The sequence below is a fragment of the Rhodococcus sp. WS1 genome (assembly GCF_003797745.1).
Taxonomy (GTDB): domain Bacteria; phylum Actinomycetota; class Actinomycetes; order Mycobacteriales; family Mycobacteriaceae; genus Rhodococcus_F; species Rhodococcus_F erythropolis.
Window position 1 is genome coordinate 1,679,171 of record NZ_RKLZ01000002.1, and the last position, 15,493, is coordinate 1,694,663.

At 62.3% G+C, this 15,493-nt stretch carries 14 protein-coding genes; 10 read left to right on the top strand and 4 right to left on the bottom strand.

Going from position 1 to position 15,493, the window contains the following annotated elements:
- Positions 1-130: 130 nt before the first annotated feature.
- The 3 genes from EEB12_RS20500 to EEB12_RS20510 all read right to left on the bottom strand — a co-directional run bounded on the left by EEB12_RS20500 (position 131) and on the right by EEB12_RS20510 (position 4,445).
- A complete protein-coding gene (locus EEB12_RS20500) occupies positions 131-1,735 on the bottom strand; it encodes an ABC transporter substrate-binding protein (RefSeq protein WP_141488400.1) in 1,605 nt (534 codons plus the stop codon).
- Between the two features lie 144 nt (positions 1,736-1,879).
- Positions 1,880-3,481: a PucR family transcriptional regulator gene (locus tag EEB12_RS20505; protein WP_141488401.1), complete on the bottom strand. Its 1,602-nt coding sequence runs from the start codon at positions 3,479-3,481 to the stop codon at positions 1,880-1,882.
- A gap of 49 nt (positions 3,482-3,530) precedes the next feature.
- Entirely contained in the window at positions 3,531-4,445 is a 915-nt protein-coding gene (locus tag EEB12_RS20510; RefSeq protein WP_141488402.1) for an SDR family NAD(P)-dependent oxidoreductase, read from the bottom strand.
- A gap of 100 nt (positions 4,446-4,545) precedes the next feature.
- On the opposite strand from EEB12_RS20510, the gene EEB12_RS20515 reads away from it, so the two are divergent.
- Positions 4,546-5,163: a TetR/AcrR family transcriptional regulator gene (locus EEB12_RS20515; RefSeq protein WP_141488403.1), complete on the top strand. Its 618-nt coding sequence runs from the start codon at positions 4,546-4,548 to the stop codon at positions 5,161-5,163.
- 302 nt (positions 5,164-5,465) lie between these two features.
- The gene (locus EEB12_RS20520; protein WP_141488404.1) at positions 5,466-6,617 is read left to right on the top strand and encodes a magnesium and cobalt transport protein CorA; all 1,152 of its coding nucleotides are present in this window, start codon (positions 5,466-5,468) and stop codon (positions 6,615-6,617) included.
- 105 nt (positions 6,618-6,722) lie between these two features.
- On the opposite strand, the gene EEB12_RS20525 is transcribed toward EEB12_RS20520, so the two are convergent.
- Positions 6,723-7,340 (bottom strand): hypothetical protein, encoded by a 618-nt coding sequence (locus EEB12_RS20525; RefSeq protein WP_019745226.1) that lies wholly within the window; start codon positions 7,338-7,340, stop codon positions 6,723-6,725.
- Between the two features lie 109 nt (positions 7,341-7,449).
- Here EEB12_RS20525 and EEB12_RS20530 point away from each other — a divergent pair, with 109 nt between their 5' ends.
- The 8 genes from EEB12_RS20530 (at position 7,450) to EEB12_RS20565 (ending at position 15,481) form a co-directional block, all read left to right on the top strand.
- Positions 7,450-8,496 (top strand): ATP-dependent DNA ligase, encoded by a 1,047-nt coding sequence (locus tag EEB12_RS20530; protein ID WP_019745225.1) that lies wholly within the window; start codon positions 7,450-7,452, stop codon positions 8,494-8,496.
- On the top strand, positions 8,496-9,536 hold the full coding sequence (ligD, locus tag EEB12_RS20535) for a non-homologous end-joining DNA ligase (RefSeq protein ID WP_141488405.1): 1,041 nt from the start codon (positions 8,496-8,498) through the stop codon (positions 9,534-9,536). Before EEB12_RS20530 ends, ligD begins: the two co-directional genes overlap by 1 nt.
- 78 nt (positions 9,537-9,614) lie before the next feature.
- A complete protein-coding gene (locus EEB12_RS20540) occupies positions 9,615-10,130 on the top strand; it encodes a DUF6764 family protein (RefSeq protein WP_020970725.1) in 516 nt (171 codons plus the stop codon).
- A 109-nt stretch (positions 10,131-10,239) separates the two neighbouring features.
- Entirely contained in the window at positions 10,240-11,451 is a 1,212-nt protein-coding gene (locus tag EEB12_RS20545) for a serine hydrolase domain-containing protein (RefSeq protein WP_041815251.1), read from the top strand.
- A 15-nt stretch (positions 11,452-11,466) separates the two neighbouring features.
- Positions 11,467-11,685 carry a dodecin gene (locus tag EEB12_RS20550; protein WP_003939815.1) on the top strand — a complete coding sequence of 73 codons (219 nt, stop codon included), beginning with the start codon at positions 11,467-11,469 and terminating at the stop codon, positions 11,683-11,685.
- 10 nt (positions 11,686-11,695) lie between these two features.
- The gene (locus tag EEB12_RS20555; protein WP_141488406.1) at positions 11,696-12,577 is read left to right on the top strand and encodes a hypothetical protein; all 882 of its coding nucleotides are present in this window, start codon (positions 11,696-11,698) and stop codon (positions 12,575-12,577) included.
- An 81-nt stretch (positions 12,578-12,658) separates the two neighbouring features.
- Positions 12,659-14,341: an FAD-dependent oxidoreductase gene (locus EEB12_RS20560; RefSeq protein WP_141488407.1), complete on the top strand. Its 1,683-nt coding sequence runs from the start codon at positions 12,659-12,661 to the stop codon at positions 14,339-14,341.
- A 216-nt stretch (positions 14,342-14,557) separates the two neighbouring features.
- Positions 14,558-15,481: an Ig-like domain-containing protein gene (locus EEB12_RS20565; RefSeq protein ID WP_019745219.1), complete on the top strand. Its 924-nt coding sequence runs from the start codon at positions 14,558-14,560 to the stop codon at positions 15,479-15,481.
- Positions 15,482-15,493 lie beyond the last annotated feature (12 nt).

Sequence of the window (15,493 nt, forward strand, 5' to 3'; positions counted from 1 at the left end):
TGTCGATCCTCACGAAAATCGGGTCGATTTTCGTCCGCTCCCACGAAAACCGCCTGGATCGGTGAATACCTGTCCGTATACCGACAGCGACCGGCGAAACACGACGATTTCCCCGGTCGCTACCGGCGGTCTACTGGTACAGGCGCAGGGCCGAACCGATGAAATTGCGGCCGAATGCAAGACCCGCATTGTTGAAGTAGAGAGTCGTGATCTTGTCGGCAAAAGGTACCGCCGAGTTTGCTTTGATGATCTCGGACTCAGCGTCTGCCCAAGCGGCACAAGCGTCCTCGCCCGTCAGCCCGGAAGCTTTGGTGACGGCTGCGTCGTAGGCCGGGTTGGAGATCGACGCAAAATTCATTCCCGCAGCGGGCACAGGACCGGAGAGGAAGGGGACCAGCATGCTGGGCAGCGCGACGTTGATCGGCTCCCACACAACATCCCACGCCGTGTTGTCCTTGCCGCTGAGTGCTACATCGAGAATCTTGTTCGAGTCTCCACTGGTGAGTTCAATGGTGGCGCCCAGGTCGTTCCACGCGTTGACCGCGACGTCGGCGGCAGCATCGGTCGCGTCACCGAACGTCTCGTAGACCATCCGAATTCGGAGCGGTGTGCCGTCCTTGCTGCGCTTACCGTCCGCGCCGACCTTCCAGCCCGCAGACTCGAGAGTTGCTGCGGCTGCACTGGTGTCGAATTCCGGCAGGTTTCCGGCGACAGAGTCGTAGATGCAGGCCCGCGGTTCGATGGACACCATCGTGGTCGATCTGGTTCCGCGACCGGCCGTGAAGATCTCGGCGAGGTCGTCGAGATTGAGAGCCTGGACCAGAGCCTTGCGGACGGCAGGATCGCTCGTCGGATTGCCGGGACTGTGGTTGAAGAACATCTCGCCCGCCGGAGCGGGCTGCTTGACGGTATCCAGGTTCGCGGCGTTCATGCGATCCTGGTCGGGGCCCGAAACTGCTGCGGCATTCAGATCACCGGACAACACCTGGTTGGCCGCTGTGCTGTTGTTCGTGATGATGGACGCGACGACATTCTTGGGTACTCCGGCCGTATCCGAGGTGGTGCCGTCCGGTCCCCAGTTGTAGCCGTCGCGCCGAACGTAGGAGTAATGATCGTTGGCGACTGCCTCTGTCATCTGGAACATGCCCGACCCGAAGGTCGTCTTGTTTGCCGCCGTCGGATCCTTCAACCCGGCCTCGCACATGATCGGTATTCGCGCCAGGTTGAGAAGCAGGAACGGAGAGGGCTCCGGAGTCGTGACCGTCACTGTCCGCGTCGCCGGGTCGGCGGTGGCGCTCGCAGTTGCCGGTGCGTACACCCCGCGGAGAGCAGATTTGTTTGCTGCGTTGGTGATGAAATTGACGTTGTCGGCGACAGTCTGGGCAGTCAGAGCGGATCCGTCGGTACAGGTGACGCCGTCGCGAATGGTGAAGGACGCGGAAGTGGTTGTCTCTTCCCATTTCTCGGCGAGCCATGGCTTGGTGACACCGGAATCGGGATCCGGGTGGAGCAGATAGTCGTAGCTCAGACGCGCCAGCTGGTGCGCCGGCGATGCGGCCGTCATCAGCGGATTCAGAGCGCCGGGGTCGGCCACGAGAGCCAATTTGAAGGTGCCGTCCGTGACGGGTTCACCCGAACCCGAACCCGAACCCGACGAGCCACCCGATGAGCACGCGGTCAGGGCAAGAACGGTGCCAGTTGCCGCAGCCAGCAGTGCGTAGGACCGTTGTTTCATGGTGCCTCCGGAAGGTGTAGTCCCGCCCGAGTGACGCGAGGTCTGTCGGGTCAGGAGCAATAAACGATTGCTTGAATCCTCACCCAACAAAAGGAGGAGAACATCGTCCGGATTTACGAATGTTTCGTGAGACTTGGTAGATCGCTACAACGCTGTCGGATAGAAGAGACGAAGCTGGAGCATCAGGCTGAATCGAGTTTCCGGATCATCGAGATCGATTCCGGCAATCCCGGCAAGCTTCTTGAGGCGGTATCGAAACGTGTTGACGTGGATGTGAACCAACGACGCAGCCGCCGGAATGTCGCCGAACGTGTCGAGCCAGGCTCGAAGGGTGTCCACGAGGTTGATGTCGTGAGTGCGGTCGTACTCACGCAGTACCGTGAGCGGACCCGACGCGGTCTCGTTCTCGTCCGCCAGGGCGTCGGAGAGGCGCAGAAGTAGGGAATTGATCTGCACGTCGTCGGCGCGCGCGACGGTCCGGCCCGAGGAATTCCACGTCGACCTCAGAACGCGAAGCGCTCGGTCGGCTTCGTCGCGTGACTTCTCCAGCGTCATCACGTCGGCCACTGTCGCACCGATTCCGATGACCACCGACTTTTCCGAACGGGAACGGTCTGCAAACTCCGACGCGATCCGACGCACGTAGTCGTCGTCGGTCTGGTGCCGGGTGTGTGGGATGACGGCGTAGACGGTGCCGCCGATCGCTGCCGCCACCGACAACGGAAATACTTGGTCGAGATAGGTATTGAGTGTCAGGGCCAGTTGATCGACGTCGGCTTCGGCCTCCAACGATGCGCCGGCGCCGCTACGGAAGCCGGCCGCAAGTACGTTTGCTTTCGAGCGGCCGTAGCCCAGTCGCTCGGCCGCTTCCTTGGCCGAAGTGCCGCCACTCAGTAGCGTGATCACCTCGCCCAACCTCAGCCGTCGTGCGGAATCGGCGGCCAGCTTGGCGCGAAGCAAACTCATCGCGGCTACCCCCGCCGCCTCGACGAGCGTTTTCACCTGCAATTCGTTCGGCTCCTCGTCCAAGATCACCCAGATCGAACCGAGGATCTGGGATGCCGCATGTATTCGCATGCCGACCCGGGGCCTGATGCCCGGCCCGATACCCGGTAGAAATACCGGCAGGGTAGAGCCGTAGATCTTGTTGAAGTACCCCATTGACCTGAGCCGGTCGGAATAGTGCTGCGGCACTTGATGTCCGAGGACACTCTGCTTACGTGCCTCGTCGCCGAAGGCTTGATCCGCCGAAAACGCGAGGATCCGGCTCGACTGATTCTCGATGGTGACCGGGCCGTTCAATACCTGAGCGATCGAGTTGGCAAGATCGAACAGGTCGGCGTCGGCGGCGGACGTGCGGTCCCCGTTGTTGCCGGATTCGAGGATCTCGTTGATCAGCGACGCACTTTGCAGCCAGCTTGCATCCTTGACCATTCCAAGTAGTGCGATATCGGCTTCGGCGACCGCCCGTGCGACGCTGTCGTCGACGGCCAATGGCTCCCTGACGATCAGCGCGACGGCTCCGGCCGAACCGTATTCTTTTACTGCAGTGGCAATGTCGGCCGACTCGGCCAGTCCTGCGCCGAGCACGACGGCGCCCGCACTGCCTTGCGTGACTCCGGACCCTTCGTGCAGGGTCACTCGGCTGACAGTGCGGGCGTCGTCGACGGTGTCGCCTCCGCTGAGGAACGTCATTCCCAGTCTGTCGACGATGTCGACGATCGAAACTCCCGTTGGTGTGGTCACCACCACACCTTAGGGGGAGCAGGATCGATCAGTTGGCTGGTTGCCCTGCTCAGTTGGCAGGCTGCTCGGCTACAGCTTTCTCGACGAACCGGCGGGTCTGATCGAACGCCGCGGGCACCTGGACGGAATTGGTCATGTCACTGATCTCGGACCACCGTTCGGCGACGACCTCAGGGGAGAGTGCGCCTTCGGGGATGTACACGCCCTGCGACTCTTCCATGCGAGCGATCGCGAAGACACCGGCACCAGCGCTGAGGATGGTCTTGGTCGGTGCGTCATCGGAGACCATGAACAGTGCGCCGGGTGAAATCGATTCGGGTGCAAGCAGAGCGAGAGTCTTCTCGTCGAGGAGGTCTTCGGTCATGCGGGTCGCGGCGGTCGGGGCTAGCGAGTTGACGCGGATGCCCTTGCGTTCGCCCTCGATAGCGAGAACGTTCATCAGGCCGACGACGCCGGACTTCGCGGCGCCGTAGTTTGCCTGGCCGAAGTTGCCGTAAATTCCCGACGCCGACGTGGTCATGAGGATGCGTCCGTAGTTCTGTTCGACCATGTGCGGCCAGACTGCCTTGGAACAGATGACGGAACCCATCAGATGCACGTCGATGACTTTGCGGAAGTCGTCGAGCTCGGCCTTGATGAACGACTTGTCGCGCAAGATTCCGGCGTTGTTGATCAGGATGTCCACGCGGCCCCACTTGTCCACGGCCGTCGCGACCATGGCGGCGACGGCGTCGACGTCGGTGATGTCGCAGTGGTCCGCGATGGCCTCGCCACCCAGCTCGACGATTTCCGCCACTACTTTGGCTGCTGCGGTATCAGCGCCGCCACTGCCGTTGACCGAGCCACCCATGTCGTTGACGACGACGCGTGCGCCGCGTGCGGCGAGGGCCAATGCATGCGAACGGCCGAGTCCGCCGCCTGCGCCTGTGATGATCGCTACCGTGCCGGAAAAATCCAACGACATTGGAAAACCTCTCTGATCTGGGATACTACTCAGTATTACTATGCGATAGCGTGGAAACAGTCAAGGGCCGGCAGGCAGTGCGAATGGGAGTGGAAGTCGAATGAGTAGTGATCTTCCGGACGTGCGATCCGCGATCATCACCAGCGCCGCCGACGCCTTTGCCGAAGACGGTTACGCGGCCACGACCATGGATTTGCTGGCCGATCGAATCGGGGCCACCAAAGGTCTTGTCTACTACCACTTTCGTTCGAAGTTCGACATCTACCTGGCAATCTACGAGCGCGGGATGAGCCTGCTCCGCGCCGAGGTCGAGTCTCGGATCGACGGGGCAGACAGCGGCCTCGCGCGTCTCGAAGCGATGTCGCACGCCCACCTGGTCAATCTCATGACACATCTCGGGTACCACCACACGATCCACCAAGGTGTCCGGGGCCAGATGAACTCCGCGCTCAAGCCGAGGCAACAGCAAGTCCTCGTGGAACTGAATTCGCTGCGACTCGACTACGAGAATCTGTTCGTCGACGTGATGACCGAAGGTATCGCGGATGGTTCCATTCGTGCGAGCTCGCCTCGAATGGCGGCAAAAGTACTCCTCAGCAGTCTCAACGGCATCGACCTCTGGTACCGAAGGCGTGAAGGGCAGACTTTGGCGGAGACGGAGTCGTTGGCGGACCAGATCGTCGAACTCTTGATCGGCGGATTGCGCGCTGCGAACTGACTGAAAGCTGCATTCGTCGAGCGGGTGTCCTCCGACCGGTTCGTGCTGTCCTGCGGCTTGTCGTTCGGTTTGTCCCGCTCTGACAGTCGGGGTAGCATGTTGGCGTCGTGCGCGGACTTGCGTAGGAATTCAGGGAAGAGGAGGTGTGGCTGTAATGCGTGGCCAACCTCCGAGTACCAACTGAAGCTGTAGCCGCCCGGGTTGATCCGGTATTTTGCTGCAGCTTCATCGTGTGTTCATCGGCTTCGGCTTTGCTGTGAAGCAAGTGTCGTCGTTCACTCTTCCCTCGAAAGCTGTTCAGCATGCGCGAATTTCGTCGTTCACGTTCGGTACTGCCACGTCGTTCCGCGGGTCTCGGTGACTCACATCCCGGGCACTCGCGTGCCGCACGCACCGTCGTCAAGGCTGCCCCGTCCGAGGCGGTGGCGCCCGTCGAATCGACCGTCGTCAACAGTGGCGTGTACCGCGACGGCGAGCGGATAGCGTCGCCGTCCACGCTGGCGGAAGCACTGTCATGCCTTCCGGATTCGCAGTCGATGGCGTGGATCGGCATGTACCGGCCCGATGATGCCCAGTTGTATGCCGCTGCACAACATTTCGACCTCCACGAACTGGCGGTCGAGGATGCGATTGTCGCGCACCAGCGCCCCAAGCTCGAGCGCTACGGCAAGACACTGTTCGTGGTCCTGCGTGCTGCGCGGTACCGCGACGAGACCGAGCGGGTCGAATTCGGCGAGTTGCACATCTTCTGTGGTCCGAACTTCATTCTGACCGTCCGTCACAGTGAATCGCCGGATCTCTCGGCGGTGCGGACTCGCATGGAGAACGATCCTGACCTGTTGCGGTTGGGTACCGAGGCCGTTCTCTACGCCATTCTCGACGCAGTCGTCGACGGGTACGCCCCGGTGGTGGCCGGCCTGCAGAACGATATCGACGAGATCGAAACCGAAGTGTTCAGTGGCGATCCCGGAGTTTCGCGTCGCATCTACGAACTGACCCGTGAGGTGATCGAATTCCAGCGGGCGACGCGTCCGCTGCTGGGAATGCTGCGTGGGTTGTCGGCGGGGTTCGACAAGTACCACACGGACGAGGAACTCCAGCGTTACCTCCGCGACGTCACCGACCATGCGACGACTGTGGTGGAGCGGGCCGACGGCTTTCGTCAGTTGCTCGGAAACATCCTCACGGTGAACGCAACTCTGGTGTCGCAGAACCAGAACGAGGAGATGCGCAATCTGACGCAGGCGAGCTACGCGCAGAACGAGGAGATCAAGAAGGTCTCGGCGTGGGCGGCGATTCTCTTCGCGCCGACGCTTATCGGAACCGTGTACGGAATGAACTTCGACGACATGCCGGAACTGCACTGGCACTTGGGCTATCCGTTTGCGCTCTCGATGATGTTCTTGACGTGTGGAAGTCTCTACACGATCTTCAAACGTCGGGGCTGGTTGTAGAAAGCGCCGGCTGTAGAAGGCACTGGCTGTAGAAAACACCTGTGCGCCTTGCCAACCGAGATCGGTTGACAAGGCGCACGGGTGTTTTTCGGGAGGGCGCTCGAATCAGAGCGTTGCGACGCAGACCGTGAACTTACGTTCCGGGTGCTCGAATCCCGAGTCTGCCCCCGAACCGCATTCGTCGATCGACGTGGAGTTCTGCAGGATTTCGACGACCTCGACTACATTGGTGCCGCTGGTATCCGAGCATTCGATGCGGGCGGGCTCGTCCATTCCGCTGCCGAGGTCCATGCATCCGCCGACTACCCAGTCGACGTCGAGACAGACAGCGCCCTGCTCGTCACCCGCGAGGGTCTCGTAGTAGTACGAGTCGACATCGGAGGCACACTGATCAGAGGTGGGAACCTTGGCGACCACCTTGTAGTTGGAATCCTTGCTACCGCAGTCCGCGTTGTCGATTTCCGCGGCCGTCGTGGTACCGCCGAGCTTGACGCAATCACCGATCGACACGTCGATGTCGACGTCGCCGCCGTCGTCCGAACCTTCCTGGCCGGTGATCTTCGAGGTGGTCGGGGCTGCGGAGGTAGTGGTCGAATCGGCAACCGAGGAAGATGATTCCGCAATGGCTTTCGGCTCGATGTCGGAACCGCAACCGACGGTGAAGGCGGCGATTGCAGAAGTTGCGATCACCGCAGTGCAAAGTCGCCGGACGATTCCGGACATAAGGACCCCTTTGTTGATTCTTGGATAATTCTGTTGGTTCGTAGATTGTTCGGGACCTATTCCAATACATCGGTAGTCGAATTGCCAACCGGACTGTCAGTATGGGTAGGTGGAGCTACCCCTGATGCCGCCGCTTGCCCCGATGCTCGCGAAGGCTGCGGCCACTGTGCCGCCTCAACCCGAGTCCGGTGACCCGACGTGGTCGTACGAGCCGAAATGGGACGGATTTCGAGCAATCATCTTTCGTGACGGTGACGAAGTGGTGCTCGGATCGCGAGGAGGAAAGGACTTGGCGCGGTACTTTCCCGAGGCGGTGGAAGCCGTCAAGTCTGAATTGCCCGAAAAATGTGTGGTGGACGGAGAACTGGTGGTTCCCCGTGAGATCGACGGTGTGACGCGCCTGAGTTGGGAAGCGCTCTCCGAGCGGATTCACCCCGCCGCGAGCCGCGTCGCATTGTTGTCGGAACAGACGCCCGCGCAATTTGTCGGGTTCGATTTACTGGCGCTCGGGGATCGCGACGTCTCGATCGAGGACTTCGGTGTGCGACGTGCGTTGCTCCTCGATTGCGTCGGTGGCGGGCCGAGTTGCCACGTCACGGCAGCGACGGCCGACAGCGCCGAAGCAATGGCCTGGTTCGAAACATTCGAAGGCGCGGGCCTCGACGGGGTTGTCGCCAAGAAGCTGGCGGGACCGTACCTGCCGAACAAACGCGAGATGATCAAGGTGAAACACGCCAGGACCGCGGATGTCGTACTGCTGGGCTACCGTCCCCACAAGAGCCAGCCGGGTATCGGGTCGATGCTTCTGGGTCTGTTCGACGGTTCCGAATTGAAGATGATCGGTGGCGCTTCGGCTTTCACCGCGGCGCGGCGGATCGAGTTGTTGGCCGAACTCGAACCTTTGCGCCTCGGGGACGACGTTGTGGCCGAGGGAGAGGCCAGCCGGTGGAGATCGGCCGCAGACCGCTCCTGGATTCCGCTTCGTCCTGAGCGGGTGCTGGAAGTGGCGTACGACCAGATGGAAGGGGAACGCTTTCGGCACGCCGCGCGGTTCCTGCGCTGGCGTCCGGACAGGGTGCCCGACGAATGCACTTTCGATCAGTTGGAGGTTCCGGTGCGATACGACTTCGCGGATGTTCTTGCAGGTGGTAAGTGATGGCGAGTCCCGCAGAGGAACTGGACGTCGACGGGATCGCGGTCCGGTTGTCGAGCCCGGACAAGATCTACTATCCGCAGTTGGGTGAGGACGGCGGAACCAAACGGCATCTTGTCCAGTACTACCGAGCGGTGGCGCTGCAGGGTGCAGCGTTGCGGGCGCTCCAAGATCGGCCAACGCATCTTCAGCGATTCCCCGACGGCATCGAGGGCGAAGAGGTTTACCAGAAGCGGCTGCCGGCAAAGCGGCCCGAGCACGTCGAATCCTGCGAGGTCACGTTCCCGTCGGGTCGCAAGGCCGACGTCCTTCGAGTGCGTAGTGCTGCGAACATAGTGTGGGCTGCGAATCTCGGGACTGTCACGTTTCATCCCTGGGCCGTGCGTTGCCCGGACACCGACCACCCGGACGAACTCCGCATCGATCTCGATCCGCAACCGGGGACCGGGTTCGACGAGGCCGTTGCCATCGCGGACGAGGTCCTTCGCCCTCTGCTCGCCGAGTTGGGATTGGAAGGATTTCCCAAGACGTCCGGTGGCCGAGGCCTTCACGTCTACATCCCGCTCGAGGCGCGCTGGGATTTTGTCGAGGTCCGCCACGCGGGTATCGCCCTCGCCCGTGAAGTCGAACGGCGTAGTGCCGATCGCGCCACAACCGCGTGGTGGAAGGAAGAGCGGGGTGAACGGATCTTCATCGACTTCAATCAGAATGCCCGTGACCGGACGATCGCGGCGGCGTATTCGGCTCGTAAGACGCCGATCGCAACTGTGTCCACGCCGGTGACCTGGGACGAACTGCGGGACGTGCATCCAGACGACTGCACCATCGCCACGGTTCCCGGCTTGCTCGCCGATCGTGGTGATCCGATGGAAGCGATGCACGACAAGGCCTTTGCCCTCGACGTTCTGTTGGAGATGTGGGAGAAGGATCTGGCGGCGGGACTTGGCGATCTGCCGTACCCGCCGAACTATCCCAAAATGCCCGGTGAACCCAAACGAGTTCAACCGAGCAAGGACCGCGATCGGAAGAACAAAGACGGGTAGCGTCAGAGGCGGACATATCGGGTAATTCGATTAGACGTCGAATGTACGGTCACGTCGAATGCACTGTGGGGGTTGGATATGGATCGCCGGAAAATGCGAGCAGCAGGCTTAGCGGCGGGTGGCGTGATTCTTGCCGCCTTCGGATTGTCACTCGGTAGCGGAACAGCGTCGGCCGCGACGCTGGATTGTTCGGCGCGCGGCCAAGATCAGACGATCGTCGACGGGTCATCCGCATGCCGAGCGGTGGCAGATCCCTCCAGTTACGCGATTTCACACGTGGAGGGCGATGGCGTCGGCGTCGCCGATTCGCGAGACGGTGGCCGGTCGGCGGGCGTCGGACTCTTTGGCGGCGTTGCTGCAGCGGAGTCGCGCGGTGGGCTGCTTGCCGCCGTTGCGTACGGCCCGGGTTCGCTCGCACTCGGTCGCACAGACTCCTCACCCTTTGCCGTGGTGCTCAGCGGACCTGGCGGCAGAGCGGCGGTGGGTGACGCGGACGTCGGGGCGATCTGCTCGGGTGGTCCCACCCTTGTTTTCAACCTTGCCACAGGTCAGGGATGTGTCAGCGACGGCACTTCGACGTGGGTCACCCCGTGAGTGCACCCCGGTCCTGAGCCTCTTGCGTGACAGTGGTCACAATGGTGTCAAGCTCCTGCCACCGATCCGGTGACCGGACAACTTGAATCAGCGGGGATCGGAGGACGCGATGGCTCCCAATGCACGACGGGGTTCGCTCGCCCGGGTGGAGGTGCCTTCGCGCACCGAGCTGTATGTGGACCGGCGATTCCTTCCCTTGGCCGACCGCTTCTTCGCGATGTATCGCCAACCGCAACAAGGCGGCGGCGCGCTGGTCGTGTACCTGGGCGGCGAGAAAGTTCTCGACATCTGGGCCGGCAATGCCGACCGCGACAGGCGCTGGGACCACGACACGGTGTCGCTTTCCTTCTCGACCGGCAAGGGCGTGGCCAGCACCGTCGTTCACCGACTGGCCGAACGCGGGCTGATCGACTACGACTCTCCGGTTGCTCAGTACTGGCCCGAATTCGCAGCGGCCGGCAAGGACAAGATCACCGTCCGGGAACTGATGTCACATCGCGCGGGCCTTCACCGCGTTCGCGGCCTGATGCCGCATCCCCTCGACCTGATGGACTACGACGCGGTCGTTGCCGCCCTGGCTGCCGAGAAGCCGGATCCGCGTCGGCTTCGAGGCCCCGGCTATCACGCTGTGACCTACGGCTGGTTGGTAGCCGAACTTGTGGCCAGGGTGTCCGGTCAGCCGTTCATCGACGTCGTACAAGCGGAGATAGCGAAGCCCCTCGGCGTCGACGAATTCTGGTACCGCGTACCCGAAACCGAGCGCCCACGGATCGCGAAGCTGTTCCCACATATCAACCCTGCCGGCTTGAACTGGGCCTTCGCGTCTACCGTGCTCTCACACGTCGGTCCGACTCGCGGACTCGCGGAGGCCGCGATGCCGGACGGTTTCGACGTCATGGTGCGCAACCCGGCTGTCCACGACGCCGTCATGCCGGGCTGGAACGGAGTGTTCAGCGCGCGCGCTCTCGCGAAGATGTACGGCGCCATCGCGAACGGCGGCGTGATCGACGGGAAGCGGTTCCTGAAGGAATCGACCATCGACCAGATGTCGACCATCCAGACTCGCGATCGGGATTACGTGCTGGCGGTGCGGCCCAACTGGACTCTCGGTTACCACCCGCCGATCATTGCCGCGCGGCGGCAGCCGCGGAATGCGATAGGCCACTACGGAGTCGGCGGTTCAGGCGCGTATGCGGACCTGTCCAGCGGACTCTCGCTCGGTTTCACCACCAACAGGTTGGGTAGTGCTGTGACAGCTCTCGGTGATCTTCGCCTTGCGAGGCTCGGCGCCGAGGCGCAGGAGTTGGTTCGTCGAATCTGACACGAAGGGAATGCCATGAGCAGCAACGTGTACCGGGTGACCGAGATCGTCGGCTCGTCCACCGAGAGCAGTGACGCGGCAATTCGCACCGCCATCGCCCGGGCGAACGAGACGGTGCGCAACCTCGAATGGTTCGAGGTGGTGGAAACTCGCGGCCACATCGAGAACGGCGCCGTGGCGCATTTCCAGGTCACGTTGAAGGTCGGCTTCCGGCTCGACGGCGACGAATCCTGAACCGTTCTTCATGAGTGTTGATCTCACGGCAGCCGTCGGGTTCATGGCGGGACATGCCAGGACTCTCGATCGGCATCGGCTGAATTTGATTCTCGGACAGGGTGACCGGGCCGCGGCTTGTGCGGCCGTGGACGGTTATCGCAACCCGGACGGTGGGTACGGCTGGGGACTCGAACCGGATCTTCGCTCGGTAACCAGCCAACCTGGCGGAGCGCTGCATGCCTTCGAAGCCTTTGCCGACATCGGAACGCCGACGCCCAGAGCCGTCGAGCTGTGCGACTGGTTGCAGACCAATTCGCTGGCAGGCGGCGGTTTACCCTTCGCCTTCCCGATTGCCGACCCAGCCGGGTGTGCGCCCTTCTGGGTGAGCGCGGATCCGTCGGCGCCGTCGTTGCAGATCACCAGCATCGTGTGTGCTGCAGCGGCTCGCGTTGCCGAATTCGACGAGGCCGTCGCCGAACATCCGTGGTTTGCCTCTGCCGTTCGATATTGCCTCGACGCGATCGACGGGGCGGATTCTCTGCATGCCCTCGAGCTGGCCTTTGCCTTGCAGTTTCTCGACGCGGTTCACCGGAACAGTCCCGAAGCGTCGTCGTTGGTGAGCACTCTTGGTTCGCGTATCCCGGCTGACGGCCTGGTTCACGTGGACGGGGGAGCCGAGGGCGAATTCATGCGGCCCCTCGATTTCTCACCGCTTCCTGGCGGTCCGACCCGCGCGTTGTTCGATGCAGCGGTGATCGACTCCGAACTGTCCGCGCTCGCTGCACGGCAACACGACGACGGCGGTTGGGCGGTGGATTTCGACAGCTATTCGCCCGCCGCGGCGTTGGAATGGCGAGGTCACGCCACCGTGCAGGCGATATGGCTGCTGAAGCGCAATGGGGTGATCTGAAAACGATTCTCGCGCCAAATTGGAACACGTTATAGTCTGGGAATCAGTTCGTGCTTCGTGTTTCAGGGATAGGGGAATGTCATGGCGTATGTGATCACGCAGCCGTGCTGCAACGACGCCTCGTGTGTTGACGTGTGTCCGGTCAATTGCATTCACCCGACACCGGACGAAGCTCCGTTCGCGACCACCGAAATGCTCTACATCGATCCCGACACCTGCATCGATTGTGGTGCGTGTGTGGACGAGTGCCCGGTCGAGGCGATCTTCCCGGACAACGAACTCGACGAGGACGACGCGCCGTACCTGCAGATGAACGCGTCGTACTTCGAGAAGCATCCGATGGGCCCGGATTGGCCCGAGCCGATCACGATGGCCAAGATCGATCCCGAACTGGGAACGCTGAAAGTGGCGATCATCGGCTCCGGCCCCGCAGCCTGCTATGCGGCGATGGAACTGACCGGCAAGCCTCGCGTCGAGGTCGACATGTTTGATCGGCTTCCCACTCCCTACGGATTGGTGCGCGCCGGCGTGGCTCCGGATCATCCCGGAACCAAAGGCGTCACCGACCAGTTCCGCGCCGTGGTCGCAAAAAAGACCGTGCGCTGCCACTTCAACGTCGAGGTGGGTACCCACATCTCGCATTCGGAACTCTTGGACCATCACCACGCAGTGATCTACGCGGTCGGCGCTGCCGGGGATCGGAAGCTCGAGATCCCGGGCGAGGAACTGCCGGGAAGTCACGCTGCCACCGAGTTCGTGGCCTGGTACAACGGCCACCCGGGATATGCCGATCGGACTTTCGATCTGTCCGGCGAGCGAGCGGTGATCGTCGGAAACGGCAACGTCGCACTCGACGTCGCACGCATCCTGGTGACCGACCCGGACCAGCTCGCGAAGACGGACCTCGCCGAGCATGCATTGGAAGCGCTGCGTAACAGCAAGATTCGTGAGGTCGTCATTCTCGGGCGGCGCGGGCCGGCGCAGGCCGCGTACACCAATCCCGAACTGTTGGCCCTCGGACAGATGGCGAACGTGGACGTAGTCGTCGACCCGATCGAAGCCGAACTCGACGAGGCCAGTCAGGCGTTCGTGGACAGCGATGCCGCGGAGCCGTCCGTGCTGCTCAAGGTCAAGCAGGCGCAGGAATTTGCTTCCCGTACCGCAGATCCTTCCCGCAAGCGGATCGTTCTCCGGTTCCTCACCTCGCCCGTCGAGATCCTCGGCGACGGTGCAGTCTCACAGGTGCGGATCGTGAAAAACGAATTGGTGGCAACGCCGACCAGTCAGCTCTCCGCCCGGCCTACCGAAACCGAGGAGACGATCGACACCTCCCTGGTGCTTCGGTCGGTCGGATACCGCGGTACACCGATGGCCGACTTGCCCTTCGACGACGCTCGCGGCGTGATCCCCAACGAGAACGGTCGCGTGATCGACACCGAGACCGGCACGCCGATCCCGGGTGTCTACGTCGCGGGTTGGATCAAGCGCGGACCGACGGGCGTGATCGGCACCAACAAGTACTGCTCCGCCGAGACGGTGTCGATGATCTTCGACGACTTCGCTGGTGGGCGCCTCGCCACGCCGACCGAGGACGCTGACAAGTTGCAGGTTCTCCTGGCAGATCGGTCGCCGGATCAGGTGGACTACCAAGGTTGGCAGCGGATCGACAAGGCAGAACGAGCATCCGGTGCCGCCGCCGGTCGACCGCGAACCAAACTCATCTCCATCGAATCGATGTTGGCGGCTGCTCGCAGCGAGGGATAGCAACGTTTGGGCGAACATCCGAATTGCTCGATTGCCGCATTTGTGTGTTAATGACTATGGAAATGTGCGGTTTGCTCTCTTTGGCGTGCTCGGGTGTGTAGGTGTGCGCCCGGCGGGCGCGTCCGGATGGTGCATCGGCATCGGTACCAGGCGGGTATCGATGCCGGCCGCGCAAAATCCACGTGAGTACGTGGTCATTCGAGCGAAGGTAGTGACATGGGCAGCAAACAGGGTCGTCGGACGTCACGGGTTGCCGTGGCAATCGTCGGAGCGGTGGCTGCCGGCCTGGCTCTCGCCGGACCTTCCGCGGCCGTTCCTCTCTTCCCCGGTGGGCCGGACATTCCGTTGCCCGTCATTCCCGGAGTTCCGTACCTCGATCCGGCGATTCCGGTTCCGGGCATCCCGGGTACACCGATTCAGGCTCCCATCGGCGCTCCCAACTTCTCCGCGCCGTCGCTCAACCCGTCCGCGGGTGAGACAGTCGGCATCGCGCAGCCGATCATCATTCGTTTCAACGAGGCAGTCGGCGACCGTGCCACGGCCGAGCGCGCGATTCGCGTGACCACCGATCCTCCGGTCGATGGCAGCTTCTACTGGATCAACGACAGCCAGGTCCGTTGGAAGCCGGCACAGTTCTGGCCGGCGAACATCTCCGTGACCGTCGACGCCGGTGATTCGCACTCCACGTTCAACATCGGTGACGCACTCGTCACCGTCGCGGACGACAACACCAAGCAGGTCACCGTCACCCGCAACGGTGAGGTCGTGCGCACCATGCCGACGTCGTTCGGCAAGCCGGGTCACGAAACACCGAACGGCACGTACATCGTCGGGGAGCAGCTGCGCGACATGTACATGGATTCGTCCACGTACGGCGTTCCGATCGATTCTCCCGAGGGTTACCGCACCTACGTCGAGTACGCGACACGAATTTCCTACAGTGGCATCTTCGTCCATGCCGCTCCGTGGTCGGTAGCGCAACAGGGTTTCACCAACGTCAGCCACGGCTGCCTCAATGTCAGCACCGAGGACGCCAAGTGGTTCTTCGAGAACGCAGGCAAGGGTGACCCGGTGATCGTGCAGAACACCGCAGGTGGAGTCCTCAGCGGCGCCGACGGATTGGGTGACTGGAACCGCTAGACATCGACGAGG